23 protein-coding genes and 1 pseudogene are annotated in these 25437 nt (G+C 70.4%); 14 read left to right on the forward strand and 10 right to left on the reverse strand.

Annotated features, from left to right (window positions below; genetic code table 11):
- The first annotated feature begins 21 nt into the window (after positions 1-21).
- Positions 22-450: a M20/M25/M40 family metallo-hydrolase gene (locus OHT21_RS30900; protein ID WP_328771551.1), complete on the forward strand. Its 429-nt coding sequence runs from the start codon at positions 22-24 to the stop codon at positions 448-450.
- A gap of 13 nt (positions 451-463) precedes the next feature.
- Positions 464-1213 (forward strand): M20/M25/M40 family metallo-hydrolase, encoded by a 750-nt coding sequence (locus tag OHT21_RS30905; protein ID WP_328771552.1) that lies wholly within the window; start codon positions 464-466, stop codon positions 1211-1213.
- Here the strand turns inward: OHT21_RS30905 and OHT21_RS30910 are convergent.
- Both OHT21_RS30910 and OHT21_RS30915 read right to left on the reverse strand, forming a co-directional pair.
- On the reverse strand, positions 1200-1820 hold the full coding sequence (locus OHT21_RS30910) for a Uma2 family endonuclease (RefSeq protein WP_328771553.1): 621 nt from the start codon (positions 1818-1820) through the stop codon (positions 1200-1202). The genes OHT21_RS30905 and OHT21_RS30910 overlap by 14 nt on opposite strands.
- 215 nt (positions 1821-2035) lie before the next feature.
- Positions 2036-3127, reverse strand: coding sequence for a mechanosensitive ion channel family protein (locus OHT21_RS30915; RefSeq protein ID WP_328771554.1), 1092 nt, complete (start codon positions 3125-3127; stop codon positions 2036-2038).
- A gap of 289 nt (positions 3128-3416) precedes the next feature.
- On the opposite strand from OHT21_RS30915, the gene OHT21_RS30920 reads away from it, so the two are divergent.
- Positions 3417-3953: an HNH endonuclease gene (locus tag OHT21_RS30920; protein WP_328771555.1), complete on the forward strand. Its 537-nt coding sequence runs from the start codon at positions 3417-3419 to the stop codon at positions 3951-3953.
- Between the two features lie 334 nt (positions 3954-4287).
- Here the strand turns inward: OHT21_RS30920 and OHT21_RS30925 are convergent, their stop codons facing one another.
- The 3 genes from OHT21_RS30925 to OHT21_RS30935 are packed head-to-tail and all read right to left on the reverse strand — an operon-like array spanning position 4288 to position 6886.
- Complete coding sequence (locus tag OHT21_RS30925) at positions 4288-5625, reverse strand: FtsX-like permease family protein (RefSeq protein WP_328771556.1); 1338 nt, start codon at positions 5623-5625, stop codon at positions 4288-4290.
- A 32-nt stretch (positions 5626-5657) separates the two neighbouring features.
- Entirely contained in the window at positions 5658-6356 is a 699-nt protein-coding gene (locus OHT21_RS30930) for an ABC transporter ATP-binding protein (protein ID WP_328771557.1), read from the reverse strand.
- Entirely contained in the window at positions 6353-6886 is a 534-nt protein-coding gene (locus OHT21_RS30935; RefSeq protein ID WP_328771558.1) for a PadR family transcriptional regulator, read from the reverse strand. The genes OHT21_RS30930 and OHT21_RS30935 overlap by 4 nt, the downstream gene beginning before the upstream one ends.
- A 245-nt stretch (positions 6887-7131) precedes the next feature.
- Between OHT21_RS30935 and OHT21_RS30940 the strand changes: the two genes are divergently transcribed.
- From OHT21_RS30940 to OHT21_RS30950, 3 genes are all read left to right on the forward strand, one after another.
- The gene (locus OHT21_RS30940; protein WP_328774288.1) at positions 7132-7416 is read left to right on the forward strand and encodes a hypothetical protein; all 285 of its coding nucleotides are present in this window, start codon (positions 7132-7134) and stop codon (positions 7414-7416) included.
- Complete coding sequence (malQ, locus tag OHT21_RS30945) at positions 7416-9554, forward strand: 4-alpha-glucanotransferase (RefSeq protein ID WP_328771559.1); 2139 nt, start codon at positions 7416-7418, stop codon at positions 9552-9554. Before OHT21_RS30940 ends, malQ begins: the two co-directional genes overlap by 1 nt.
- A gap of 438 nt (positions 9555-9992) precedes the next feature.
- Positions 9993-10289 carry a hypothetical protein gene (locus OHT21_RS30950; protein ID WP_328771560.1) on the forward strand — a complete coding sequence of 99 codons (297 nt, stop codon included), beginning with the start codon at positions 9993-9995 and terminating at the stop codon, positions 10287-10289.
- A 97-nt stretch (positions 10290-10386) separates the two neighbouring features.
- On the opposite strand, the pseudogene OHT21_RS30955 reads toward OHT21_RS30950, so the two are convergent.
- Positions 10387-10563 (reverse strand): annotated as a pseudogene (locus tag OHT21_RS30955) (TetR/AcrR family transcriptional regulator); the annotation flags it as partial.
- Between the two features lie 9 nt (positions 10564-10572).
- On the opposite strand from OHT21_RS30955, the gene OHT21_RS30960 reads away from it, so the two are divergent.
- The gene (locus OHT21_RS30960; RefSeq protein ID WP_328771561.1) at positions 10573-10905 is read left to right on the forward strand and encodes an aromatic-ring hydroxylase C-terminal domain-containing protein; all 333 of its coding nucleotides are present in this window, start codon (positions 10573-10575) and stop codon (positions 10903-10905) included.
- On the opposite strand, the gene OHT21_RS30965 is transcribed toward OHT21_RS30960, so the two are convergent.
- Positions 10889-11407 carry a MarR family winged helix-turn-helix transcriptional regulator gene (locus OHT21_RS30965; protein ID WP_328771562.1) on the reverse strand — a complete coding sequence of 173 codons (519 nt, stop codon included), beginning with the start codon at positions 11405-11407 and terminating at the stop codon, positions 10889-10891. The genes OHT21_RS30960 and OHT21_RS30965 overlap by 17 nt on opposite strands.
- Before the next feature lie 206 nt (positions 11408-11613).
- Here OHT21_RS30965 and OHT21_RS30970 point away from each other — a divergent pair, with 206 nt between their 5' ends.
- Positions 11614-12585: an EamA family transporter gene (locus OHT21_RS30970; RefSeq protein ID WP_328771563.1), complete on the forward strand. Its 972-nt coding sequence runs from the start codon at positions 11614-11616 to the stop codon at positions 12583-12585.
- 624 nt (positions 12586-13209) lie between these two features.
- Positions 13210-14475 carry a M14 family zinc carboxypeptidase gene (locus tag OHT21_RS30975; RefSeq protein WP_328771564.1) on the forward strand — a complete coding sequence of 422 codons (1266 nt, stop codon included), beginning with the start codon at positions 13210-13212 and terminating at the stop codon, positions 14473-14475.
- Between the two features lie 54 nt (positions 14476-14529).
- On the opposite strand, the gene pepN is transcribed toward OHT21_RS30975, so the two are convergent.
- Positions 14530-17109, reverse strand: coding sequence for an aminopeptidase N (gene pepN / locus OHT21_RS30980; RefSeq protein ID WP_328771565.1), 2580 nt, complete (start codon positions 17107-17109; stop codon positions 14530-14532).
- Positions 17110-17232: 123 nt separating this feature from the next.
- On the opposite strand from pepN, the gene OHT21_RS30985 reads away from it, so the two are divergent.
- A complete protein-coding gene (locus OHT21_RS30985; protein WP_328771566.1) occupies positions 17233-17709 on the forward strand; it encodes a DUF1203 domain-containing protein in 477 nt (158 codons plus the stop codon).
- A gap of 125 nt (positions 17710-17834) precedes the next feature.
- Positions 17835-18209, forward strand: a complete 375-nt coding sequence (locus tag OHT21_RS30990) for a helix-turn-helix domain-containing protein (RefSeq protein ID WP_328771567.1) — start codon at positions 17835-17837, stop codon at positions 18207-18209.
- Positions 18210-18435: 226 nt separating this feature from the next.
- Here the strand turns inward: OHT21_RS30990 and OHT21_RS30995 are convergent, their stop codons facing one another.
- A complete protein-coding gene (locus OHT21_RS30995; protein WP_328771568.1) occupies positions 18436-19452 on the reverse strand; it encodes an aspartate-semialdehyde dehydrogenase in 1017 nt (338 codons plus the stop codon).
- A gap of 195 nt (positions 19453-19647) precedes the next feature.
- Between OHT21_RS30995 and OHT21_RS31000 the strand changes: the two genes are divergently transcribed.
- Both OHT21_RS31000 and OHT21_RS31005 read left to right on the forward strand, forming a co-directional pair.
- Positions 19648-20208, forward strand: coding sequence for a sigma-70 family RNA polymerase sigma factor (locus OHT21_RS31000; RefSeq protein WP_443050454.1), 561 nt, complete (start codon positions 19648-19650; stop codon positions 20206-20208).
- A gap of 1 nt (position 20209) precedes the next feature.
- Positions 20210-21013, forward strand: a complete 804-nt coding sequence (locus OHT21_RS31005) for a hypothetical protein (protein WP_328771570.1) — start codon at positions 20210-20212, stop codon at positions 21011-21013.
- 100 nt (positions 21014-21113) lie between these two features.
- Here OHT21_RS31005 and OHT21_RS31010 read toward each other — a convergent pair whose 3' ends face one another.
- Positions 21114-24434: a S8 family serine peptidase gene (locus OHT21_RS31010; protein WP_328774289.1), complete on the reverse strand. Its 3321-nt coding sequence runs from the start codon at positions 24432-24434 to the stop codon at positions 21114-21116.
- 358 nt (positions 24435-24792) lie between these two features.
- Between OHT21_RS31010 and OHT21_RS31015 the strand changes: the two genes are divergently transcribed.
- The gene (locus tag OHT21_RS31015) at positions 24793-25260 is read left to right on the forward strand and encodes an NUDIX hydrolase (RefSeq protein ID WP_328771571.1); all 468 of its coding nucleotides are present in this window, start codon (positions 24793-24795) and stop codon (positions 25258-25260) included.
- Positions 25261-25437 lie beyond the last annotated feature (177 nt).

The raw sequence follows: 25437 nt of genomic DNA on the forward strand, positions 1-25437 counted from the left end.
CTCCCTCGTATGCCAACAGCCATGGACGGCAAGGCCATTGGTGAGATCGCAGGCGAGATCGAAGACGAACTGATCGCGCTGCGTCGCGCGATTCCCCGGCAGCCGGAGCTTGCCGGGGACGGGCGGCATACGGCGGCCCTTGTTGCCGAGCGGCTTCGGGCCGCTGGGCTGGTGGTCTCGACCGGGGTGGGCGGCCATGGCGTAGTGGCCGTGCCTGAGGGGGCGGGTGCCGGGCCGGTCGTCGCGTACCGAGCCGATATGGACGCGGTTGACGATGATGAAGCGTTCGACGGCGCGTTCGCGTCACGGGTCCCTGGCGCGGCACACCTGTGTGGTCACGACCTGCATACGGCGATCGGGGTGGGCATCGCCGAGGTCCTCGCTCGGCTGCGGGAGTACGTGAACGGGGCGGATCGTTTTCCTCTTCCAGCCTGCCGAAGAGACCCTTGAGGGCGCACGGGCGATGATCGCGAGCGGCGTCCTGGAGCGGACCTTGCCCCAGGAGATCGAGGAGATCTACGCCCTGCATTGCGGGCCGTTCCCGGTCGGCACGTTCGCGGTAATGCCTGGCCTCGGGTTGCCCGGTCAGGATCACTTCCACGTCGAACTGACGGGGCCGGAAGCCGTTGCCGACGCGCAGCGCTTCGTCGCCCTCGTCGATGGCTGGTCGACTGTCGAGTATCCGCAGACGCCTGAGCAGTACGCGCGGATCGTTCACGATATCCGGACACCGGACGGTCCGCTGGCACGCTTCGTCTTCATACGATCCCGGCTGACAGCAGGGCCCGATGGTGCGGTCGTACGGGCGTCGCTGCGCGCCTGGCCCGACAGCCGGTACGCCGAGATCCGCGATGCTGTGCGGACAGCGGCGGCCTCACTTCCGAGTGCCCGAGTCGACTTCGCCTGCGAGCCGTTCCCCGCCATGGTGTGCTCACCCGAGCTGAGTGAAGCCGCGGCCACGTATCTGCGAGGCACCCTCGGCGACGACGCGGTCACCGTGCTCCACGCGGCATTCCCCTTCAACGGCGAGGACTTCGCACTCTTCCTGCGGGAGGTGCCCGGAGCGATGCTCTTCCTCGGCGTCGCAAACCCGGAGGCCGGCCTCAACGGAACACCGCACGCCCCGGACTTCGCCGCGGACGAGCGCGCCCTCGGTATAGGAGTCCGTGCCATGGCAGGCTTCCTGACCAGCCGACTGGCTACCTTGGCCTGAAGGGGGCCGTGTCCAGGGTGGGATACGGGTGGGGGAGGGGGAGAGGCTCGCCGAGGTCGACCTTGGACTCGTCGTCGTAGTAGGCCCTGGTGGGGTCGTCGCCGGGGAGGATCGGATCGGTGTAGCAGTGCGCCGTGTTGGTGTTGCGGTTGATCAGGACGTAGACGGGGACGCCTGCGGCTGCGTACGTGCGCAGTTTCGGGCCGGTGTCCGTCTCGTGGTTGGTTGACGTGACCTCGCCGATCAAGGCGATCAAGTCGATGGGGTACCAGCCCTTGTTGGCTTTGCGGTACGACTCGTCGAGTTCGGTCGGTTCGCGACGGAGGACGTAGAAGTCCGGGACGATCAGGGACATGGTGCTGCCGTCCTTGTGGGCGGCGCGGAAGCCCAGCCCCATGCCTGCCAGCTCGAACCCGGCGGTGTGGAACTGGACAGCGAGTTTGACGGCGCCCTTGCTGTGGTTGTAATCCGGTCGCGGCGGCACGATGACCGTCCCCTCGACGTACTCGGGTCGAATCGGCGCCACAGACGCTTCCTCGATCGCGATCAACAGATCGATGGGGTCCTGCTGCGTCATGACCGGCTCCGTGATGGGTTCGGCGCTCATCGCTGTTCTCCTCGCCACGTCGATGCCAGGCTACGCCCGTGCTGGGTGCCCCGGCAGAACCATGGCGTGGGCCGGCCGAGCCCGGTACGTAATGCCGCAATCGTTCACCCGAACGAGTTTGCTGCACCGTTTTCGGCGGTCACTGTGTGGACGACGAAGCGGCGCCCAGATCCCTCCGGGCGCCGCCATCCTCGTACGCAGTGCAATGCAGGCCGCTACTTCGAGACGTTCGGTGAAGCCGAACCCGCCGGTGCAGGCGTGAGCGGCGTAGCCGCCTGGGCCTGTGGAGACGACGTGTTCGAGTACGCCGACGGAGGGGCCATGCCCGCTGTCAGGTCGGTGGCCGACGCCTCGCCCTCCGGCTGGAGTGGGAGGCCGCCCACGATCTGGATGCCGGCCGCGTCGAAGGCGTTCTTGATGCGCCAGCGGAGTTCGCGTTCTACGGAGAGGGCCTTGCCGGGCATCGTCTTGGCCGAGACTCGGACGACCATCTGGTCGAGGAGGACGCTGTCCAGGCCCAGGACCTCGACCGGGCCCCAGAGGCGCTCGTTCCAGGGCTCGTCCTTGCTCATCTCCTCGCCTACGGCGAGCAGGGTGCGGCGGACCTTCTCCAGGTCCTCGTCGGGGCGGACCGTGACGTCGACGCCGGCCGTGGACCAGCCCTGGGAGAGGTTGCCGATGCGCTTGACCTCGCCGTTGCGGACGTACCAGATCGCGCCGTTGGGGCCGCGCAGCTTGGTCACCCGCAGGCCGACCTCGATGACCTCGCCGGTGGCCACGCCCGCGTCGATCTCGTCGCCGACCCCGTACTGGTCCTCCAGGATCATGAAGACGCCGGAGAGGAAGTCGGTCACGAGGTTGCGCGCGCCGAAACCGATCGCGACGCCCGCCACACCGGCCGAGGCCAGCAGCGGGGCCAGGTTGATCTGGAAGGTGCCGAGGATCATCAGCCCGGCCGTGCCCAGGATCAGGAAGGACGCCACCGAGCGCAGTACCGAACCGATCGCCTGGGAACGCTGACGGCGGCGCTCGACGTTGACGAGGAGACCGCCAAGGGCGGTGCCGTCGACGGCCTGGGCGGTGCGGTTCATGCGGTCTATCAGCTTGGTGATGGCCCGCCGGATCATCACTCTCAGGACGCCCGCGATCACGATGATCAGCAGGATACGAAGCCCGATGCTGAGCCACGTCGACCAGTTCTGCTCCACCCAGCTCGCGGCTTCGGTCGCGCTTTCCTGGGCGTCCTGGAGCGATGGAGCCGAGGGTTCGTCCGAGGGCTCGGCGATCGACAGGACGGACAAGAACACGGCAGGAACCTCCAGGCGTAACGGTCCGCCCGTGGCATGGGGGTCACAAGAAGGTCACCGGACGGGCAGACTCAACACACTATCGGGGCACCATGTGTGGATCGCCGCAAAGTTCGAGGGAGAGACTGTGCTCACCTGGGGATGAACGCGAAGAAGTGAAAACGGTGTGGTCGAAAACACTCCCAGCCCGTTACCGGGACATGGTGGCGCTTCCACCAGGCATGAGGGGAGACTGGCTGCAGATCGTCCCGGCGCGAGCCACGCGCCGCCGGCGTACAAGGAGGCATCCGTGCCGCATGTCCTGGTCCTCAACGCGTCGTACGAGCCACTCGGCGTCGTACCGCTCCGCCGCGCGCTCGTCCTCGTCCTCGAGAACAAGGCTGTCTGCCTCGAGGAATCCGGCGCCTTTATGCATAGTGCAACCGTTACTGTCCCCGCACCCAGCGTGGTCCGGCTGAAGAGGTTCGTACGGGTCCCTTACCGGGGGCCCGTTCCGCTGACCCGTCGCGCGTTGTTCGCCCGCGACGGGGGCCGGTGCATGTACTGCGGTGGCGTCGCAACCAGCGTCGACCACGTCATCCCGCGCTCCCGCGGGGGTCAGCACGTCTGGGACAACGTGGTGGCGTCCTGCCGCCGCTGCAACCATGTGAAGGCCGACCGCCATCTCTTTGAGATCGGCTGGCGCCTGCGACACAAACCGGCTCCGCCGTCTGGGTTGGCTTGGCGCATCATCGGGACCGGGCATAGGGATCCGCGCTGGCTGCCGTACTTGCAGCCGTACGGCGCGGATGACGCCATGGCCCGGATCGATGGCATTTCTGCCTGACGATCCGGGCCTTCGTATTGGCGTGGCGCGGTGCGTCGATACGGGCCTCGGCCAGCCGACCGGCCCGTTAAGAGCTGTACGGCTGTACGGCTCTGAACTGCGGCGTTACGGCTCTCCGGGAAGTCCCCTCGTGCCTCCCGGAGAGCCGAGCCCCTGCGCTCCGCTGGGTTGAGCCCGGGAACTGCGGTCAGCTGTTGGCTGCGGGTTCGTCGGGGCTGGTCGCGCCCGCGCGGCGGAGCCGCATATTGATACAGCCGCGCGCCCCTAAAGGGGCGCCCCCCTCGGCGGCGGAGCCGCAACTTGGCGTAGCGCTGCGCCCCTTTGGGGCGCGCCGCTACGTGTAACGCAGCTCCCCCGGCTGCACCACCCGCCTCAGCAGCGGCAGTGCCGTCGCCGCCGCGAGGAGGCAGGACGCGTACACCATCGCCGGGAACAGCAGCGGCAGCAGGAGTGGGACGGAGGCTTTCGCCACGATCCCGTACGCGAGGTACACCGCCGTTCCGCCGAGGCCCGCGAGCAGCATCGCCGGGGCCAGGGGCAGTGCCGTCTCCAGGAGAAGGGCCCGGCCGAGCACCGCTTGAGGGACCCCGGCGGCGGCCTGGGCGGCGAGGCCGTGGCGGCGGGTGGCCAGTGACTCGGCGGCGCCTACGGCGAGGCCGCTCAGGGTGATGGTCAGCGCGACCAGGACGGCGGCACCCGTGAGGTTGATGCCGGTGGTGTAGAAGGCCATGTCCTCGACATGGCGGCCCGGTCCGTTCAGGTCGTCGAGCAGCAGCTGCCGTATGCCCAGGAAGCTCACGCCCACGATGGTCACCAGGAGTACGGCGGCGTGGGTGCGCGCGGCGGCCCAGGGGTCGGTGCGCAGGCGCTCGGCCGCGATCAGGACCGCCGGGTTGCTGGTCCGCGCGGCGAGCCACCGGCCCATGAGCTTGGCGGTGCCCCCGGAAATGGCGACCGAGCCCACCGCGGTCAGCGTCACCGCGCCGAACACCGCCAGCGGGAACGCGGTGTAACTCAACTCCCGGCCCCCCGTCAGGACCAGTACGGCCCCGGCGCCCACCATCAGCGTGGGAGCCCCCAGCGTGAGCATGGCGCTCCCGCCGCGCTCCGGCCGCACCCGGCGTACCCACCCCAGCGGCGAGGCCACCACCCGGCGCAGCGCGAGAACGCTCACCAGCGCGGCGACCACAGGCACGACCAGCGTCGCCCCGGCGAAAGCGGCCCACAGCCACAGCGGAGGCCGGTCCCACAGGAGCAGCACCGAGGGTACGCAGACCGCCGCGGCGACAACCGAGCCCAGCAGACAGGCGAGGCCCGCCTCCAGGGCCGCGATACGCCGCACCTGCGGGGCCGTCGCCCCGACCAGGCGCAGCGAGGCCAGCCGCCGGTCCCGGTGCACGGCGCCGATCCGCGCGCACTGCGCGAGGAAGCCGAGCACCGGCACCAGCAGGAGCAGCAGCGCGGCGACCACTCCGTGACGTACTCCCGGCTCATCCAGCAGCCCGTTGAGATACGGGAACTCCACGTTTCCGCGCACCGCGCCGATTCCGAGCGCCGCGAGCCCGAAGGCGGTGGCGAGCGCGGCTCCCACCGCGGTCAGCAGCACCCGCAACCACTCGCGCCGATCGGAACCCCGCGTGAGCTGCCAGGCGAGCCGGAGGTCGTCCATCATTCGAGCCTTCTCTGAGGCTCTCACCGGGGCCCTCACTGGGCCACCTCCAGATCCGCAGCCGAGTCCTCGATGACGCCGTCCCGCAGCCGCACTTCACGGTCCGCGTACGCCGCGACCTGGTGGTCGTGCGTGATGAGCAGCACCGTCGTGCCCGTCTCCTGGGCCGTGTGCGCCATCGCCGTCATCACCTGCTCGCTCGCCAGGGAGTCGAGCGCGCCGGTCGGCTCGTCGGCGAAGACGATCTTCGGGCCGGTCACCAACGCCCTTGCCATCGACACCCGTTGGGCCTGCCCGCCGCTCATCTCACCCGGCCGCTGCTCCTCCTGGCCGCGTACGCCGAACCGCTCCATCCACTCGCCCGCCCGCTGGTGCGCCTCGGCCCGCCCCGCTCCCGCGAGAAGCAGCGGCAGCGCCACGTTGTCGATCGCGGTCAGTTCCGGGATGAGCTGGCCGAACTGGAAGACCACCCCGAACTCCGTACGCCGTAGCTCGCTGAGTCGCTTGTCCGGTAGCTGGTCCAGGCGCTGACCTGCGTAGACGACCGAGCCCTCGTCGGGGTGGGTGATCCCGGCCAGGCAGTGCAGGAGCGTGGACTTTCCGCTGCCGCTGGTGCCGGTGACGGCGAGGATCTCGCCGGCGCGCAGTTCGATCGTGGCGCCGCGCAGCGCCTGCGTTTTGCCATGCGCCTTGGCGAGGGCGCGGGCCGCCAGGAGCGGCACTTCGTTGCTCATGCTGCGTCGACCTCCGCGGTCAGGGTGGTGAGCCGGGCGGTGGTGGTGGTCATCCAGCGCAGATCGGCGTCGAGATGGGACAGGGCGTAGTCCGCTGAGAGGACCGTCGCGAGATCGGCGCCCGTGGCGGTCTTGACCGCCGTGAGCTGCCGCATCCGTTCCATGTGTGCGGCGCGCTGGGCGCGCAGATAGCCGGCCGGGTCCGTCGAGGCGAGGATCGCGCAGACGACCTTGGCGAAGATCTCGTTCGTCACGAAGGGCGCGGGCGGTGTGATCTCGCCCGCCCACTTGGCCAGTTCACGCGACCCCTCGGCGGTCGACCGGTAGCGCGTCCGCTCCGGGCCGCCGGCGGAATCGGTGCCGTCGACCTCGGCGAGGCCGTCGCGGACCAGGCGTTGCAGGGTCGTGTAGACCTGCCCGTAGGCCAGCGGACGGGCCTGCGGGAAACGTTCGTCGTGCCGTCGCTTGAGGTCGTAGCCATGGCTCGGCCCACCGGCGAGCAGCCCCAGCAGGATGTGGCGGGTGCTCATGCGGACCAGTATGCACTGGATATATGTACTGAGTGAATAGTCGGTCGTGAGGTCCATGGCGTGACATCTGTCCGGCATCAGGAAATCCGTCCGGGATGCGGCCCGGCAGAAAGTTCCTCGGTTGTGCCCCCGATCCGGGAGAGAATGTGAACACCAACACGTTCACCACTCGTATACGTCTGTCGTCGCGCCCGCTGGGTATGGGGCCCCTGACCCGCCGTTCCGACTTCTTCAAGGAGGCCACCATGGCCGCACCGGCACCGCTTCTGCTCTCGGCCCTTTCCAAACAAACGGAAGACCGCCTCGAGGACCCCTCCAAACGCCTGGCGGGCCTGCCCGCCGACCCCGACTTGCACCTTTGCGTCTTCAGCGCCGAGAGCTCCTGTGCCGAAGCCCCGCTGACCAGTGAGCCGCCGCTGCCCGACGCCGCCCCCCTCACCAGCGAACCGCCCCTCGCCGACGCCGCCCCTCTGACGAGCGAGCCCACCTCCACGGGCGCCGCCGCCGGCCTGGACTTCCCGGGGGTCTGATGCCGCTTTCCCGGCTCGCCGAGCTGCACGGCGTCGCCCCTTCCTACAGCCCGTCCCCGGACCGTACGGTCCCGGCTTCGGAAGCCGCGGTGATCGCCGCGCTCGGCGCGCTGGGCGTGGACGCCCGGACTCCGGAGGCCGTCGAGAGGTCGCTCGCGGCCCGCGAGAGGGAGCTAGGGGAGCGGCTGCTGCCGCCGACCGTGGTGTGCTGGAGCGGAGCCGCGACCGCGACCGGCGAGCGGGAACCTGCGGCCGACGACCCGGCGCCCACCGCCCGGGCCGGGCGCCCGACGCGTGGCCCGCTGCCCGCCGCGCTCACCGAACTCCCCGCGGGAACCCGCCTGTGGATCCGCACCGAGCAGGGCGAGACCCGCTCCTCCGCCGAACAACTTCCGTATGGCGTCCATGAGTTGGAGGCGACCGCCCCCGACGGCCGCACCGCCCGCGCCCATCTGGTGGTCGCCCCGTCCCGGCTGCCGACGCCGCCGGGACGTACGTACGGACTGCTCGTCCAGCTCTACTCTCTCCTCTCCCGCCGCTCCTGGGGCATGGGCGACCTCGGGGACCTCGCCGAGCTGACGGCCTGGGCGGGGCGGGCGCTCGGCGCCGGATTCGTGCAGGTCAACCCGCTGCACGTGGCTGTGCCCGGAGAGCCCACCGACCCCTCCCCGTACCGCCCCTCCTCGCGCCGCTTCCCGGACCCCGTGCATCTGCGCGTCGAGGACATCCCGGAATTCGCGTACGTCGAGGACCGCGACCGCGTTCGTACGTTGCTGGAGCGGGCCGACCGGCTGCGCGAATCGGTGCTGCACAAAGGCGCGTTGATCGACCGCGACGCCGTATGGGAACTCAAGCGCGAAGCCCTGGAGCTCGTACGAAACGTGCCGCTCGGGCCCGGACGGCGCGCCACCTACTGCGACTTCCTGGCCGAGGAGGGCGAGGCCCTGGAGGACCACGCCACCTGGTGCGCGCTCGCGGAGCGATACGGCTCCGACTGGCACAACTGGCCCGCCGGCCTGCGCGATCCCCGCTCGCCCGAAACCGCCCGCGCCCGGGCCGAGTTGATGGACCGCGTCGACTTCCACAGCCGTCTCGTCTGGCTCACCGACAGCCAGCTCGCCGCCGCCCAGCGCAGCGCGCGCGACGCGGGCATGCCCGTAGGACTCGTGCACGATCTCGCGGTCGGCGTGCATCCCGGCGGCGCCGACGCCTGGGCGCAACAGGAGTACTTCGCGGCGGGCATGACCGTCGGCGCACCCCCCGACGCCTTCAACGCCCGCGGCCAGGACTGGAGCCTGCCCCCCTGGCGCCCCGACCGCCTCGCCGACTCCGGCTACGCCCCCTACCGCCACCTCCTGCGCGCCCTGTTCCGGTACGCGGGCGCGCTGCGCATCGACCACGTCATGGGCCTGTTCCGGCTCTGGTGGATCCCGCAGGGCGAGGCGCCGACGGAAGGGACGTACGTCCGTTACGACGCCGAAGCCATGCTCGCGATTCTCGTACTGGAGGCCTGGCGGGCCGGAGCGCTGGTGATCGGCGAGGACCTCGGCACCGTCGAACCGGGCGTCCGCGACACCTTGCACGAGCGAGGCGTCCTCGGCACGTCAGTGCTGTGGTTCGAGCGCGACTGGACCGGGGACGGCCAGCCCCTGCCCCCCGAACGCTGGCGCGCCGACTGCCTCGCCACCGCCACCACCCACGACCTGCCCCCCACCGCGGCCCGCCTCACCGGCGACCACGTCGAACTCCGCGACAGCCTGGGCCTGTTGACCCGCCCCCTGGAGGAGGAGCGAGCCGAGGCCGCCGCGGATGCGGGCGAATGGCTGACCCTGCTGGCCCGCCTAGGCCTCCTGGACGGCATGGGCGGCACAGACGCGGCCTCGGAAGAATCCGAAATCCAGGCCATCCACCGCTTCCTGCTCCGCACCCCCGCCCGCATGATCGGCATCTGGCTCCCCGACACGGTGGGCGACCGCCGCCCCCAAAACGTCCCCGGAACCTGGAACCAGTACCCGAACTGGCGCCTCCCGATCGCGAACGCGGAGGGCCATCCGGTAACGCTGGAGGAACTGGCGGCTTCGCCGAGGCTGCACGCGCTGCTGGACGTGGTGAGAGGGAGGGCACCGGGCGCTGCGTGAGAACGGGGTGAGTGGAGCGCCCCTTCAGTGGCGCGGGGCTGTATCAATGTGCGGCTCCGCCGCGTGGGCGCGACCAGCCACGACGCACCCGCAGCCGCAGCACAACGTGTCACCCACGCCGGTAGGCGCCCCTTCAGTGGCGCGGGGCTGTATCAATGTGCGGCTCCGCCGCGTGGGCGCGACCAGCCGCGACGCACCCGCAGCCGCGACACAACGTGTCACCCCACCCCGGTAGGCGCCCCACCCACCCGTGGCGGTGGGCGTCCCACCCACCCCCGAACCCACCCACCCCCGAACCCGCCCACCCGCCGGAGGCGCCTCACCCGCCGGAGGCAGGGGGCCTGGGGCGGCAGCCCCAGTTTCGGGAAGGGGTGGGGCTGGGGAAAAGAAACCCACCCCGGCCAAGCGCCCCAGCGCCCCGTTAGCTACCGTGGCCCCGTGGACAAGAAGAACGCCCTGCGAGCCGGCACCCTGGCAGCCGGCACGACGCTGATGCTGCTGCTCATGTCGTCCCCCGCCCTCGCCCTGATCCCCGACGACGGCGACGACCCCGGCCAGGGCCTGAGCGTCATCGAGACGCTGGGCCTCTTCGTCGTGGCCCCGATCGCACTGTTCGCGGTCATCACCGGCCTGGTCATGGCCCTGGACAGGTCAACGGACCGCCAGCCGAAGCCGAAGCCCGGCGGCAAGGCGCAGGGCAGGATGCAGGGCGAGGACCAGGTGCAGGCCTCCTGACCTCGGTCCTCCCCGAGTTTTCTGTCGAGGGCGCCGTCCTCGCATACGTACACAGGTTTCGCGGTACGTGGGCGAGGACGGCGCCCTCGACGTGTTCTCACCGGAGGGGCACTCCCGGGTGGGGCGCGGTGAGGTAGCGCTGGAGGGTCGGTCCCAGCCAGGCCAGGATCTCCTCGCGATGCAGGGCGGCGGCGGGCGGGAATTTCAGGACGTACCGGGTCAGGGCCATCCCGAGTACCTGTGACGCGCAGAGCGCGGCCCGGGCTGAGCCCTGCGCGAGCGGATGCTCGGCCAGGTCACCGGAATCGGCTTCGCGTACCCGGCACCGCGCGGCGCCCACCCGATGACCGGTCGGCGCGTCCCGGACGTGGCACTGCAGAACGGCCGGCTCTACGAAGCGCTGCGCGGCGGCAGGTTCGTACTCATCACCCCGGCTGACACCGCCGGTGCACCCGCCGGTGACACCGGCGGCCGCAAGGACAGGCTCACGGTGGCCAGTTGGGCGAGCGACCGGCGTACGACGCTGCTGGTGCGCCCCGATGGATACGCGGCCTGGGCGGCGGAGTCGGCGACTGCGGAGGAGGTCGAGGAGGCGCTGGCTACGGCTGTGGGTTGACCGATCCTGCGAGCAACTGACGCAACAGGTCGGCCAGTTGGCCGGCCTGTTCTTCGTCGAGCGCCGACAGCGCCTCCGTCTGGAGGGCGAGCCCGGCCTCGACCGCGTCGTCGATCATCGCAAGCCCTTTGTTCGTGAGCGTGACCTGGAGGGCGCGGCGGTCGTGGGGGTCGGGGGACCGGCGCAGCAGACCGGCCCGTTCCAGCTTGTCGAGCCGCCCCGTCATGCCCCCGGTGGTCAGCATCAGCGACTCCGAGAGCCGGCGGGGCGAGAGCGTGTACGGGGCGCCGGACCGCCGGAGCGTGGCCAGTACGTCGAACTCGCCGCGCGAGATCCCGAACCGGGCGTACGCCTTCTCCATCCGGTCGCCCACGGTCCGGGCGAGCCGCCAGACGCGGCCGAACACCTCCATCGCGGCGGTGTCCAGGTCGGGCCGTACGACGGCCCACTGGTCGATGATCGCGTCGACGGCGTCCCGGGAGGGCTTGGGCGTGCTGCTCATGGGGCGAGTATCCCGTGCCAGGTCGGTCACTCGCAAGAAAGTAGCTTGACGGAAAGTAGCTTAGCGCTAAGCTAACTGCTTGCGGCCCGTCCTCCGGCGGGGGGAGGAGGGCGGGCCGCAGGCCAAGTCGAATCGCCGCCCGCCATGCCATCCGCCCTGCTGCCCCCCTCAGTCCACCCGCCCTGCTGCCGCCCCTGGAGCCGGTCATGAACCGCCCCACCGCCAGCCCCGCCACCCTCCTCACCATCGCCCTCACCGCCCTGGCGCCCATCTCCTGGGGCACCACGTACGCGGTCACCACGGAGTTCCTGCCGGCCGACCGCCCCCTGTTCACCGGCCTGATCCGGGCGCTGCCCGCCGGACTCGTCCTGCTCGCCGCCGCCCGCAAGCTGCCCAGCGGCGTTTGGTGGTGGAAGGCGGCGGCCCTGGGCGCGCTGAACATCGGCGCCTTCTTTCCGCTGCTCTTCCTCTCCGCGTACCGCCTGCCCGGCGGCCTTGCGGCGGTCTTCGGCTCTGTCGGCCCGCTGTTCGTCGCGGGCCTCGCGGTGCTGCTGCTCGGCGAGCGCCCGACCGTCCGTACAATCCTCACCGGCATCGCGGCGGCCCTCGGCGTCAGCCTCGTCGTGCTGAAGGCGACGGGTGCGCTGGACGTCATCGGGATCGCGGCGGCGCTCGCCGCGACCGCGTCGATGTCCGCCGGGACGGTGCTGACCAAGAGGTGGGGACGGCCGGAGGGTGTGGGCCCGTTGGCGCTCACAGGCTGGCAGTTGACCGCAGGCGGCTTGCTGATCGCTCCGCTCGCCCTGCTCGTCGAGGGTGCCCCGCCCGCGCTCGACGGCCGGGCGATCGGCGGCTACCTCTACCTCGCGCTGGCCAACACGGCGTTGGCGTACTGGCTCTGGTTCCGCGGCATAGGCCGCCTAGCCGCCACCCAGGTCACCTTCCTCGGCCCGCTCTCCCCACTGACCGCGGCCGCCGTCGGCTGGGCGGCGCTCGGCCAGTCACTTGGCCCGGTACAACTGGCGGGCATGGCACTGGCGTTCGCGGCGACGGTGGCGGGGCAGCTGGGGCCGCGGACCAAGCTCCGCGAGCGGGCCGGAGCTTCCCCGGTGGGGGCCCCCGGACAGTCGGCGGGGCTGCCGGCTGCTCGCCGGGGAGTGCGCACAAGGGCGGATTAACTCGATCGTGTGATGGTCAGCTTCCGGGCTTGCGGCGTCCTGAGCCGTTCGGGCTACGGTGATCGTGCGATCTGGGACGCCGGGTATGGCGTCGGCGTGCGGGGCCCCCGCTCCACCGGAGTGATGGTTCGGGGCCTCCCCGTCGCCTCTGGCCATTCCCATTTTGGCCGGGTCGCGCAGGGAACCGGCCTCCCGGGATCGGACCACGGACAGGATCCGTGTCGCCGCCTCGGGGTTGAGTACGCCGGGGACTAGTGCGCCCAAGACCGTTCGGGGCGCGCGGCTGAGCGGACTCACTCCTGCTCAGTCCCCAGGAACGGTCGGCGGGGTCCACCTCGGCAGTCGCGCGCGGGCAGTCGGCGGGGTCTCACTCGGCGGTGGTGCCGGGGCAGTCGCCGAGGCCTGCCTCGGCGGCCGCCTACGGGCAGTTGACGCGGCCCGCCCCGGCCCCGCCCCGAACCCCTGCACTTGTGCCCCAGTCACCCCAAAGCCCCCTCCGCTCCCCAGGACCGTGCCCTTGACTCCCTGACGCGGCACATTGAGCCTTGACGAGGCGGTGGTCCACCGGACCCCATCGGCCGTCATGAACGCTCGACATCCGTGCGGAAGTGAGGAGTTGGGGGCGTGATCCTCGCTGTCGACGAGCTGACACGTGCGGCGCGGGCGATGGTGGTGGCCCGGCCCGGGGTGGTGCGGTTGTGGAGCGCCGGGGAGTCGCGGGCCGGGCGCCGGCTCTGGGTGCTGTCGATCGGGCGCGGCGAGCGGCAGGTGCTGGCCGTGGCCGGGGCGCATGCCAATGAACCCGTCGGCGGGGCGTCCGCGCTCGCCATGGCCGAGGAACTCGTAGGGGACCCGGGTGTCCTCGAAGTGTGGGGCTGCACCTGGCACTTCCTGTTGTGCCTGGATCCGGACGGCGCCGCCCTCGCCCAGTGCCGGTTCGCCGAGCGGCCCACCCTGGAGGCGTACTACCGGGGCTTCTATCGGCCCTCCTTCGCCGGACAGCCGGAGTTCCCGCCCATCGAGGCCGATCCGCGTCCGCCCCTGCCGGAGTCCCGAGCGCTCATCCGGCTCCTCGACGAGCTGCGTCCCGTCGTGCAGTTCTCGCTGCACGGCGTCGAAGCAGGCGGATCGTTCCTGCAACTCACCCGTCCCGTGCCCGGCGCGCCCGACGCCTTCCGTGCCGTGGCGGCCGAGCTCGAAATCCCCCTGGAATACCGGCCGTTCGACGGATCGGGCTGGTTCGTCGACAGCCCCGGCGTGCTCGTACGACCCGACGGCAGCCCGGCCGACGAACGCGATCCGTCCGGCTACACCTCCCGCTCCACTTGGACGTACCCGTTGCGGCACGGCACCGTGTCGGCCGTCGTCGAGGCGCCCCTGTGGAGCGTGGCGGCCGTGAGCGACCCGAGCCGCGTCGCCGATCCCGGACGGGAGATCGACCGTGCCTCGGAGATCCTGCTCAGCCGTTCCAAGCAACTGGAGGAAGTACTCGGTCCGTTGGCCGACCGGCCGCCCCATGACCCCGCCCGGCTGCCGTTCTACACGGCCGCCCGCGAACTCATGGACATAGGCCCCGGCGTGGTCGCCACCTGGACCACACACGACGCCCGCGGCCTCGGGGACGCCGAACTCGCCACCACCGTCGGCAACTCCGTCTCCCTCGGCATCGCGGCCCGCCGCATACCGCTACGCGCGGCGGCGATGATGCGCGGCGCCTTCAGCGAGGCGGCGACCGGGACGCCCGCCATCGAGGCCCTCGATGCCCTGGTCGGCGACTGGAGCCGCGAGCTGGCCGCCACCTTCGAAGCCCGCTGGGTGCCGGTCCACCGCCAGACCGCGCTGCACACCCGCACCATGCGCAGGCTGGCCCAGCAGCTCCTCGGAACATGAACGGGGTGCCCGGTACGACACCGGGCACCCCCATTCGCGTACAGCCAGTACGGACTACTCCTGCTCGGAGGCCGCGTCCGCAGCCTGCGCCTTCAGCGCGCGTTCCACGCCCGAGCGGGACTCCGAGATCAGCCGGCGCAGCGCCGCGCTGGGTTCGGCGGAGGCGAGCCAGGCGTCCGTGCGGTCCAGGGTGTCCTGGGAGACCTGTACGGACGGGTAGAGGCCGACCGCGATCTGCTGGGCCATCTCGTGGGAGCGGGAGTCCCAGACGTCCTTGACCGCCGCGAAGAACTTCTCCGTGTACGGGGCGAGCAGTTCGCGCTGGTCGGTCTGCACGAAGCCGCCGATCACCGCCTCCTGAACGGCGTTCGGCAGCTTGTCGGACTCGACGACCGAGGCCCAGGCCTCCGCCTTCGCCTCCTCGGTCGGACGGGCGGCCCGCGCGGTCGCCGCGTGGCGCTCACCGGCGGCCGTCTTGTCCCGTTCGTACTCGGCGGTGATCTCCGCCTCGTCGAACCGGCCCGTCGCCGCCAGCCGCTGCACGAACGTCCAGCGCAGCTCGGTGTCCACGGCCAGCCCCTCGATGGTCTCGCTGCCGCTGAGCAGCCCCTCCAGGAGGTCCAGCTGCTCCGGCGTACGGGCCGTCGCCGCGAAGGCGCGCGCCCAGGCCAGCTGGTGGTCGCTGCCGGGCTCGGCCGCGCGCAGGTGCTCGAGCGCGGCCACGGTCCAACGGGTCAGTCCGGTGTCGCGCCAGGCCGGGTCCGCGTACAGGTCGAGGGCCAGCTTCACCTGGCGGTGCAGCGACTGCACGACGCCGATGTCGGACTCCTTGCCGATGCCCGACAGGACCAGGGAGAGGTAGTCGCGCGTGGCGAGCTCGGCGTCGCGCGTCATGTCCCAGGACGACGCCCAAGACAGGGCGCGGGGGAGGGACGCCTCGAAGTCGCCGAGGTGCTGCGTGACGGCGGCCAGCGACTGCTCGTCGAGGCGGACCTTCGCGTATGAGAGGTCGTCGTCGTTGAGGAGTACGACGGCGGGGCGGCGCTTGCCCACCAGCTGTGGGACGGCGGTCAGTTCACCGTCCACGTCCAGTTCGATGCGCTCGTCGCGCAGCAGCTTGCCGCTGTCGTCGTCCAGGTCGTACAGGCCCACCGCGATGCGGTGCGGGCGCAGTGTCGGCTCGCCCTTCGCGCCGGCCGGCAGCGCCGGGGCCTCCTGGCGGATCGCGAAGGACGTGATCAGGCCGGCGGCATCCGTCTCGATCTCCGGGCGCAGCACGTTGATGCCCGCCGTCTCCAGCCACTTCTGCGACCAGGTCTTCAGGTCGCGACCGGAGGTCTCCTCCAGGGCGCCGAGCAGGTCGGACAGGCGCGTGTTGCCGTACGCGTGGCGCTTGAAGTACGCCTGCACGCCCCGGAAGAACTCGTCCTCGCCGACGTACGCCACGAGCTGCTTCAGCACGCTGGCGCCCTTGGCATAGGTGATCCCGTCGAAGTTGACGAGCACGTCGTCCAGGTCGCGGATCTCCGCCATGATCGGGTGCGTGGAGGGAAGCTGGTCCTGGCGGTAGGCCCAGGTCTTCATCTGGTTGGCGAACGTCGTCCAGGAGTGCGGCCAGCGCGACTGCGGGGCGTACGCCTGGCAGGCGGCCTCGGCGTAGGTGGCGAACGACTCGTTCAGCCACAGGTCGTTCCACCACTCCATGGTGACCAGGTCGCCGAACCACATGTGGGCCAGCTCGTGCAGGATCGTGGAGGCCCGCATCTCGTACGCGGCGTCGGTCACCTTCGAGCGGAACACGTACTGGTCGCGGATCGTCACCGCGCCCGCGTTCTCCATCGCGCCCGCGTTGAACTCCGGCACGAACAGCTGGTCGTACTTCTTGAACGGGTACGCGTAGTCGAACTTCTCCTGGAACCACTCGAAGCCCTGCCGCGTGACCTCGAAGATCGCGTCCGAGTCGAGGTACTCGGCGAGGGAGGGCCGGCAGTAGATACCGAGCGGGACGGACTGCCCGTCCTTCTCGTACACACTGTGGACGCTGTGGTACGGGCCGACGATGAGCGCCGTGATGTACGTGGACATCCGCGGCGTCGGCTCGAAGATCCAGGTGTCGTCCTTGGGCTCGGGCGTCGGCGAGTTGGAGATGACGGTCCAGCCGGTGGGGGCCTTCACGGTGAACTGGAAGGTGGCCTTCAGATCGGGCTGCTCGAAGGACGCGAACACGCGGCGGGCGTCCGGGACCTCGAACTGGGTGTAGAGGTAGGCCTGTTGGTCGACGGGGTCGACGAACCGGTGCAGTCCCTCACCGGTGTTGGTGTACGCGCAGTCGGCGACGACCCGCAGGATGTTGCGGCCCTCCAGCAGGCCCGGCAGGGCGATCCGGGAGTCCTTGAACACCTCGTCGGGATCCAGCGGGTCCCCGTTGAGGGTCACCTCGTGGACGGTCGGAGCCACCAGGTCGATGAAGGACTCCGCACCGGTCTCCTCGACGTCGAAGCGCACCGTCGTCACGGACCGGTAGGTGCCTCCCTCCTGCGCGCCGGAGAGGTCGAGATCGATCTCGTACGAGTCAACGGTGAGCAGCTTCGCCCGCTGCTGCGCCTCTTCACGGGTCAGGTTTGTGCCAGGCACGCGGTCATCTCCTCGGTACACCTGAGTATGTGTGGGTTCGGCCATCCTTCCACGGGAGCTGCACGTAAGGCGATGTCGGATTCCCGCCGGAGCCCTGGCCGGGCAGGGGGCAGTCTGTCGTGCATGACCAGCCATCACGCACGCCCCATCGAACCGGCCGCCCTGAAGGAACTGCGCTCCACGGACGACGCCGGCCGTCCGCCGGCCCCCTTCGCGGACCCCGAGGGCGGAGCCCCCCTCCGCTGCTGCCTCCGCCGCAGCGAGCCCGGCGAGCAGATCGCCCTGATCTCGTACGCACCGCTGCGCCGCTGGGCGGCGGAGACGGGCGTCGACCCGGGGGCGTACGACGAACAGGGTCCGGTCTTCATCCACGCGGAGGAGTGCGGCGGCCCGGAGCCGGACGGCTACCCGTTCACGGGCGCCCACCGTGTCCTGAGGCGCTACTCGGCGGAGGGCCGCATTCTCGGCGGCCGGCTGGTGGAGCCGGCGGAGAGCTTCGACGAGGCCTTCGCGGAAGCGTTCACGGACCCGGCGGTGGTGCTCGTCCACGTGCGGGCCGTGGAGTACGGGTGCTTCTTCTACGAGGTGCGCCGGGACTGAAGGCGCAGCGGGTTCCGTCGCCTTTCCACGCCGCGGCGCGTTCACCCGGCAGTGCGTTCTTGCGGTTACCGTGGATCAGCGGGACGCCGCCGCCCCTACGCTCCGGCATGGAAGGAGGCGCCGCGATGACACTGATGCATCACGAGACAGCCGATGAACCGGCGGAGCAAACAATGGGGCGATCCTGGCGCGAGGTGCGTGCCGAGGCGTTCGAGCGCCATCCGGAGCTGGATTCCGCCCAGGCCCGGCTTGATCGGGCCAGGATGCGAGCCGAGAACGTGGCTCGCGTCCGGGGACACGAGTTGGCCGCTCTGCGGCGGGATACGGGGCTGACCCAGCAGGAGGTCGCGACCGTCCTCGGTGTCAGTCAGGCACGCGTGTCCCAGATCGAGAACGGCGAGGTGGACAGCCTGGACACCCTGCGTGCCTACGCTGCCGCACTCGGTGGCGAAGTGGCTGTGGTCATCCGCCGGGGCGATGTCTCTGTGCAGGTCGCGTGATCCGAGGGCCGGGCGAGGAAGCGAACGAAGCCTTGCAAGCCGAGTACGCCGAGGCGTTCGCGGAGTGGGAGGGGACGGAGGACGCCGCGCTCTGGAGAACACGGTGGCCGACGGGCTTGAGGACGAAGATGACTGGGCGGAGTAGTGGGACGTCCAGGTGAGGCAGCGCGAGGAACGGGGTGGTCACCGTACGGTGACCACCCCGTTCCTCGTACGGGCAGGGGCGTCAGCCCTTGAGTTCTGCTGCCACCAGTTCCGCGATCTGTACCGCGTTCAGCGCTGCGCCCTTGCGGAGGTTGTCGCTTGAGACGAACAGGGCCAGGCCGTTTTCCACCGTTTCGTCGGTGCGGACGCGGCCTACGTAGGACGGGTCCTGGCCTGCGGCCTGGAGGGGGGTCGGGATGTCCGAGAGGGCGACACCCGGGGCGCCTGCCAACAGCTCCGTTGCGCGTTCCACCGACAGCGGACGCGTGAAGCGGGCGTTCACCTGGAGGGAGTGGCCGGAGAAGACCGGGACACGGACACAGGTGCCGGAGACCTTCAGCGCCGGGATCTCCAGGATCTTGCGGGACTCGTTGCGGAGCTTCTGCTCCTCGTCCGTCTCGTTCAGGCCGTCGTCGACGATCGAGCCCGCCAGGGGGAGGACGTTGAAGGCGATGGGGCGCTTGTAGACCTGCGGCTCGGGGAAGTCGACCGCCGAACCGTCGTGCGTCAGCTTGTCCGCGTCCGCGATCACCTTCTGCGCCTGGCCGTGCAGCTCGGCCACGCCCGCGAGGCCGGAGCCCGACACCGCCTGGTAGGTGGCCACCACCAGCGCCTCCAGGCCCGCCTCCTCGTGCAGCGGCTTCAGTACCGGCATCGCGGCCATCGTCGTGCAGTTCGGGTTCGCGATGATCCCCTTGGGGCGGTTCACGATCGCGTGCGGGTTCACCTCGGACACCACCAGGGGTACGTCCGGGTCCTTGCGCCAGGCGGAGGAGTTGTCGATCACGACCGGGCCCTGCGAGGCGACCTTCTCCGCCAGCGCCCGCGAGGTCGCGCCGCCCGCCGAGAAGAGCACGATGTCCAGGCCGGAGTAGTCCGCCGTGGAAGCGTCTTCCACCGTCACACCGTCGAGTACCGACCCGGCCGAGCGGGCCGAGGCGAACAGGCGCAGCTCGGAGACCGGGAAGTCCCGTTCCACGAGGATCCTGCGCATGACCGTGCCGACCTGACCGGTGGCTCCGACGATTCCTACCTTCACGGCGACTCCCTCTACCTGTGCATGGCTGCGCGAAATGGGCGGCATTCCATCATGCGTCCCACCCCGGCCCGGCTGTCCAATCCTTTGTGCTCCTGCCCGAGGAGTGGGACGGTGTGCGCCCGCACGACGTGACGTACGTCTCGGTCGAACGTTTTGGCCCGCACCGGCGTCGTAGAAGCAGGGCGAAGGGGAGGGGTGGCTGTGCTGCGCAGAAAAAGCCGCCGCGGCCAGGGGAGCGACGGCCAGATGAGCCACGCTCCGGCGGACGATCCGCTGGACGCGGCCCAGGAACGCCGGGTGCGTGCGGTGCTCGCGCTCGGCGGCGTACCGCAGTCGGACCTGCCGGACGGGGTGCAGCAGGTCCGGCTGCGGCTCCTGGAGCGGGCCGCGAGTGGGGCGGAGGCGCCGCGCGACGTGTCCGCGTGGGCGGCGGTCGTGGCGTCGAACCTGGCGATGGACTGGCACCGGGCCAGGCGACGGCAGGAACGTATCGGGGAACGCCTCGCCGCCCTGCGGCAGTTGGACCATGTGGACGCCTCGGGCGACGACACGAAGGTGCTCTCGCTCGCCGTCGCCCAGGGCCTGGACGAGCTGCCCGACGCCCAGCGGCAGATCCTCGTCCTGCGCTTCTACGCCGATCTGCCGGTCCGCGGCATCGCCGAGGAACTCGGCATCCCGGAGGGCACGGTCAAGAGCAGGCTGCACACGGCGGTCCGCGCGCTGCGCGCCCGCCTGCACGAGGACGAGGTGGTGTGACGTGGCCGGATACGAGGCCGAAGGCGATGCGCGAACCGACGCGCTGCTGGCCGCGATCACCGATGAACCGCTGTCCCAAGAGGCCCTGGACGACCCGGAGTTCATGGCGGAACACCGGTTGGCGGTGGCGGACGTGGCGGCGCTGCGCGAACAGCTGATGTTCATGGGGGAGGCGTTGGCCGCGGAGAGCGAGCCGTCCCAGGCGGAACCCGTGCCGGCCAGGACGGCGAAGCCCGCCAAGCCCGCCAAGCCCGCGCGATCATGGCAGCCCCGGCGCTACGCGGGCCTCGCCGTGGGCGCCCTCGTGATCGCCATGGGCACCACGCTGCTCGGCGGGCTCGTATGGCTCGGCGTACAGAACAGTGGCGGGGGTGACGCCGGCACCAGCTCTGCCGATTCCGCCGCAGGCAAGGCCGAAAGCAGCAGCGGCGAGGACACGGCCACGGACGAGCGGGGCGAGAAGCCGTTCTCACCCGAGCTGTACATCGCCTGCTCGAAGGTCCTCGTCCAAGGGACGGTACTGAGCGTCACGCGTCGTGACGAAGGAGACGTACGGGTCGTACTGGAGGCGAAGCGCTACCTCCGGCCCGAGCAGACGGTGGCCGAACACCCGACCATCGCCGTCAACCTGTCCGACAGTGCGCGCGACCTGAAAGTGGGCGTCGACGCCCTGGTGCGGGTGCCGGTCCACACGCAGGAAGTGCAGGAGTGGAAGGTCGGCCCCGAGGCCGCCGAATTCAGCGAACGGCTCATCGACGCGCTGCCCGGGGCCCACGGCCTGAAGTGCCCGCCCCCGGAGGAGTGACCGAGGGAGACCAAAAGGGGCGGGCGCCCGGTACACACCGGACGCCCGCCCACAGTCGTACAGAGACCGCAGTCAGAGACCGCAGCCATACACCGAACTACTACGGCGTGACCTTCTCGATCAGCACGCTGCCCGTGCCCGCGGCCGTACCGCGCGCGTTCACGAGCTGCACCTTGCCGAAGAACTCGCGGCCCTCGGGCGCCGCGGCAGCCGCGACGATCGAGCCGGAGAACGTGGCCGAGTCGCCCGTGCCGAGCGACACCTGCGTGTCGTCGGTCTCGATCGTGCCGAGCGCGGCGGAGAAGAACACGTCACGGTAGTCGTACTCCGTGGTGCCGCCCGGGACCGCGTAGCCCTGGACCTCCACGGTGTACGTACCGGCGGCGGGCTTGGCGATCGTGACCGACTCCTCCGAGTCGGCGTCGGCCGCGCTGCCCACCTCGTTGCCGGCCGCGTCGAACACGTACAGGTCGAGGTCGGCGTTCGCGACCGACGGGTTGCCGATGGTCACGTTCAGCGACTCGGCGCCTGCGGGCACCTCGACCGTGCTGGTCTGGGTGGCGCCCTCGGCGATGGTCGGCCGCTCGTTCTTGGCGGAGCCGAGCGGGCCGCCCGCGAGCTTGCCCTCGACCGGCTCCAGCTTGTTCGTCACCTTCCAGGAGGCGTCGGTCGGGGTGCCGACCTTGGCCTCGGGGATGGTCACGAGCTCCGGGTCGAAGGTCGCGCCCAGGACGGCGACGTCCAGCTTGTACGGGTTGTCGAGCAGCGGCGACGTACGGCGCGACTCGACCTCGATCTCCCAGACGCCCGGCTGCGGGTCGGTGTACGAGCGCAGGTCGGGGCGGCAGGGCTTGCTGTCCGGGCTGGTGAAGTTGCTGTAGCAGTCCAGCGAGGACGACGACTCGATCTGCACGCCGTACGGGTGGATGGACAGGAACCGGGTCTGGCTCTTGTCCTTCAGCCCGCTCATCCGGACCTCGAGGGTCTTGGCGCCCTCGGGGACGGTCACGAAGTACGAGTCGTTGCTGTTGCGTTGCACCGAACCCGACGCGGAGTAGTCGTACTTCAGCGGGGCCGAGACCACGACCGTCGACATGACCTGGTGGTCGATGCCCTCGGTGCGCGGGTCGTCGACCTCGAGGATGGCGCTCTTGATGCCGGCCGAGGACGGCTTCGCGGAGACCTTCACCGTCACCGGCTTGTTCAGCTCCAGCGACACCTCGTCGGAGCTCTCGATGCGGAACGTCTTGCCGCTGTTGTTCTCCAGGTGCAGCTCGTGCCGCAGCGCGCGGTCCGGGCCGGACGTACGGGTGATCGTGATGTCGTACGTCTTCTTCTGGCCGGCCTTGAGCCCGCCCTCACGGTCGTAGAGGCCGGTGCCGAAGCCCGGGGTCTTGAGCGCCTGGTCGAGGGCGGTGTCGACCGGGGCCTTGACCGCGTACTCGTGCGCCGTGGCGCCCTTCTGGATCGACTTCCACGCGTCGACGATGTTGATCCGGCCCACGCCCTCGGCGTACGCCTGGACACCCTTGATGTGGTCGGCGGTCGACGTCAGCGCGGTGCGCAGCTTCGCGGGCGTCAGGTCGACGCCCTTCTGCTTCGCGGCGGACAGCAGCAGCGCCGAGGCGCCCGCGGCCTGCGGGGAGGACATCGAGGTGCCGTTGAGCATCTGGTAGCCGGGAGGCAGGGTGTAGCCCGCCTCGGGGGCTATGACGCCCGGCATCCAGGTCTGCGCGGTGTTCACCGCGGCGCCGGGCGCGACCAGGGTCGGGGTGAAGCCGCCGTCCTCACGCGGACCGCGCGAGGAGAAGGGGAACAGGTTGTACTTCTTCTTCACGGCCGAGCCGTAGTTGGACGCCCAGGTCTCCTTGGAGACTGCCGCGCCGACCGAGACGACCTTGTTCGCGAGGCCGGGGTCACCGATCGTGTTGGCGCCGGGGCCGGAGTTGCCCGCGGAGATCACCAGCTGGACGCCGTACTCGTCGATGAGACGCGTGTAGAGCTCGGCGCGCGCGTTGTTGCCGTCGTTCAGGGCGGGCAGGCCGCCGATCGACATGTTGACGATGTCGACGCCGCGCTTCGTCACGAGGTCGATCATGCCCTCGGTGAGCGCGACGTTCGTGCAGCCGGCCCCGAAGATGCAGGCACGTGAGGAGACGACCTTGGCGCCGGGCGCCGCGCCGTTCATCTTGCCGCCGAACATCTTGTGGGCGGCGGTGATACCCGCGACGTGCGTGCCGTGCTGGGACTCGATGATGCCGATGTTGACGAAGTCGGCCTTCTTACCGACCCAGTCCCCGCCCAGCGGGTCCATCGGGACGTCCTTGCGGATCTCCACGACGAACGGCTGGCGCTCGGCGACCGGGGTCGCCGGGTCGTCCTTGCCGAAGTAGCCGATCTGGAAACCGTCCTTGTACGGCTTCATGGCGGCGTCGTCCGAGAAGTCGTTGTTGTCGTTCAGGTCGACGCGCGCGGTGCCGGACGCGGCGTCGTACAGCACGCCCCAGCTGTCCGTCTTGTCGCCGTCGCGGTTGACGTCGCCGTTCGCGTCGCCGCCGGCGGTGGCCGACTCGCGGAACCGGCTGACCTTGTACTCGCCCGCCGGGGCCTGCCAGGTCTCGCCGTCCCAGGTGAACACCGGGCCCGTGACCGCGTTCACCATCGGGCGCCAGGTCGCGTCGCCGTCCACGAGCGGGTCGGTCGCGGTCACCCAGTCGACGATCTTGCGCTCGCCGGTGGTGGTCTTCTGCAGCGCCGGGTGGCCGAGGTCGACACCCGTGTCGAGCACACCGATGGTGACGCCGCGCCCGTCAGCCTTCGGGTTCTTCTTCACGAAGTCGACGGCGCCCGTCTCGAAGGACGGGTTGTACGGGTTCTCCGCCGGCGTGTTCTTGTCCGGCGCCGGGTAACGCTTCGCCGAGGCCTCGGCCTTGGCGCCCGAGATGCCCGGAGTCGGGTCCTCGAGGGCGATCTCGTGCCGCAGGTCGATGCCGTGCACGGAGCGGAGCTTCGCGGCGGCGTCGACGGCGGCCTCGGCCCTGGCCGTGGGCACGGTGGCGCGGACGTAGCCGAGTTTGTCGTAAGTGCGGCCAACGGAGCCGCCCTTGACCGCGTCCAGCTGGTCGGCGACCTTCTCGGTCTCACCGGGCGCGGTGGCGATCATCATCGTGACGTTCTTCTCGCCGCTGGCCTTGGCCTCGGCGAGCAGGTCGGCATCGGCCGAACCGAGCTTGTCCTCTGCGGACTTGAGGGCTGGGTCGGTGGTCGCACGGGCGGCCGGGTCGTCCGCGGAGAAGGCCATGGGTATCGGCCCTGCCGCGGAGAGGGCGGCCACCAGGCCCGCGGCCACGGCAATTCTGGCCACGTGTCTCGCGCCTCTGATCGGAGTGCGCTGAGGCTCGGGAGTGGGGGTCATCAGCATCCCTGGTAGGTAAAGGACGAGCATGAGTCCGGTATGTGAACCCGGATGACCGCTCAGCTTTACGTAAGAAATGCATGTTTGGGGAGGGGTGGCAGGTACTCGAGAGTAAGGTGGCGCAATCCCGCCATGCGCCATGGAGTTGATAGGGCGTCATAAGCGGACGCGTCGCATTTGACTTGGTTGCCCACAGGCGGGCGCCCCTTCAGGGACGCGGGGCTGTATCGATGTGCGGTTCCGCCGCGTGGGCTCGACGACTGAGCCCTCTGCGCTGGCCGGCCCCCGAGTACTCACCGTCCCCCACTCTCGGCTCCGCTCGAGCGGGAGGTGCCCCATCCCCTCTCTCCCGTAACGTCAGTGCATGCACAAGGAGTTGAGGGTGGCGGCCTACGCCGTATGCGTGCGGGACGGGCGGGTGTTGCTCGCGCGCTTGGTGGCGGCGGACGGAAGTAAGCGGTGGACACTGCCCGGTGGCGGGATGGATCACGGGGAGGATCCGTACGACACCGTGATCCGCGAGGCCGAGGAGGAGACCGGGTACGCGGTCGAGCCCGTCGCGCTGCTCGGCGTCGACTCCATCCGCCGCAGCTATCCGCGCCGACTCGGCACGGCCGCCGACTTCCAGGGCCTGCGGATCGTCTACGAGGCCCGCGTCACCGGAGGCGAACTCCGCCACGAGACCGGCGGATCAACGGATATGGCGGCCTGGCATCCGCTGGACAAGGTGCCTGATCTGGAGCGGGTCGGGCTCGTCGATGTGGGGCTCGCGCTCTGGCGGGAGCGGCCCGCGGTGGGGCGTACGGCGGGGCTGCCGGTGTCCGAGAAATAGGTTCCGTACCCAGGAAAGTGAACACGGAGTGACCGCCTCCCCTCCGTTCGACGAGGGGTCGGTGGACGCGGAGGGTAACCAAGATCCACGTACGGTGATCGGCGTTGCCCGTTGCCGTTCAGTTAACGCACAGGTCACTCCCGGTGCCAACGATCCATTGTGAGCGGGTAGTTCGCG

Origin of the sequence: Streptomyces sp. NBC_00286, assembly GCF_036173125.1 — a bacterium.
In the GTDB taxonomy this organism is placed as follows: domain Bacteria; phylum Actinomycetota; class Actinomycetes; order Streptomycetales; family Streptomycetaceae; genus Streptomyces.

Bases quoted from the DNA above. Each gene is read 5' to 3' on its own strand.
- OHT21_RS30910 (WP_328771553.1), bottom strand. From the start codon at position 1,820: ATGAGCGCCGAACCCATCACGGAGCCGGTCATGACGCAGCAGGACCCC.
- malQ (WP_328771559.1), top strand. From the start codon at position 7,416: ATGCCGCTTTCCCGGCTCGCCGAGCTGCACGGCGTCGCCCCTTCCTAC.
- OHT21_RS30970 (WP_328771563.1), top strand. From the start codon at position 11,614: ATGAACCGCCCCACCGCCAGCCCCGCCACCCTCCTCACCATCGCCCTC.
- OHT21_RS30985 (WP_328771566.1), top strand. From the start codon at position 17,233: ATGACCAGCCATCACGCACGCCCCATCGAACCGGCCGCCCTGAAGGAA.
- OHT21_RS30930 (WP_328771557.1), bottom strand. From the start codon at position 6,356: ATGAGCAACGAAGTGCCGCTCCTGGCGGCCCGCGCCCTCGCCAAGGCG.
- OHT21_RS30940 (WP_328774288.1), top strand. From the start codon at position 7,132: ATGGCCGCACCGGCACCGCTTCTGCTCTCGGCCCTTTCCAAACAAACG.
- OHT21_RS30960 (WP_328771561.1), top strand. From the start codon at position 10,573: ATGCTCGGCCAGGTCACCGGAATCGGCTTCGCGTACCCGGCACCGCGC.
- OHT21_RS30990 (WP_328771567.1), top strand. From the start codon at position 17,835: ATGACACTGATGCATCACGAGACAGCCGATGAACCGGCGGAGCAAACA.
- OHT21_RS30900 (WP_328771551.1), top strand. From the start codon at position 22: ATGGACGGCAAGGCCATTGGTGAGATCGCAGGCGAGATCGAAGACGAA.
- OHT21_RS30935 (WP_328771558.1), bottom strand. From the start codon at position 6,886: ATGAGCACCCGCCACATCCTGCTGGGGCTGCTCGCCGGTGGGCCGAGC.
- OHT21_RS31010 (WP_328774289.1), bottom strand. From the start codon at position 24,434: ATGCTGATGACCCCCACTCCCGAGCCTCAGCGCACTCCGATCAGAGGC.
- OHT21_RS30905 (WP_328771552.1), top strand. From the start codon at position 464: ATGATCGCGAGCGGCGTCCTGGAGCGGACCTTGCCCCAGGAGATCGAG.
- OHT21_RS31015 (WP_328771571.1), top strand. From the start codon at position 24,793: ATGCACAAGGAGTTGAGGGTGGCGGCCTACGCCGTATGCGTGCGGGAC.
- OHT21_RS30925 (WP_328771556.1), bottom strand. From the start codon at position 5,625: ATGATGGACGACCTCCGGCTCGCCTGGCAGCTCACGCGGGGTTCCGAT.
- OHT21_RS30965 (WP_328771562.1), bottom strand. From the start codon at position 11,407: ATGAGCAGCACGCCCAAGCCCTCCCGGGACGCCGTCGACGCGATCATC.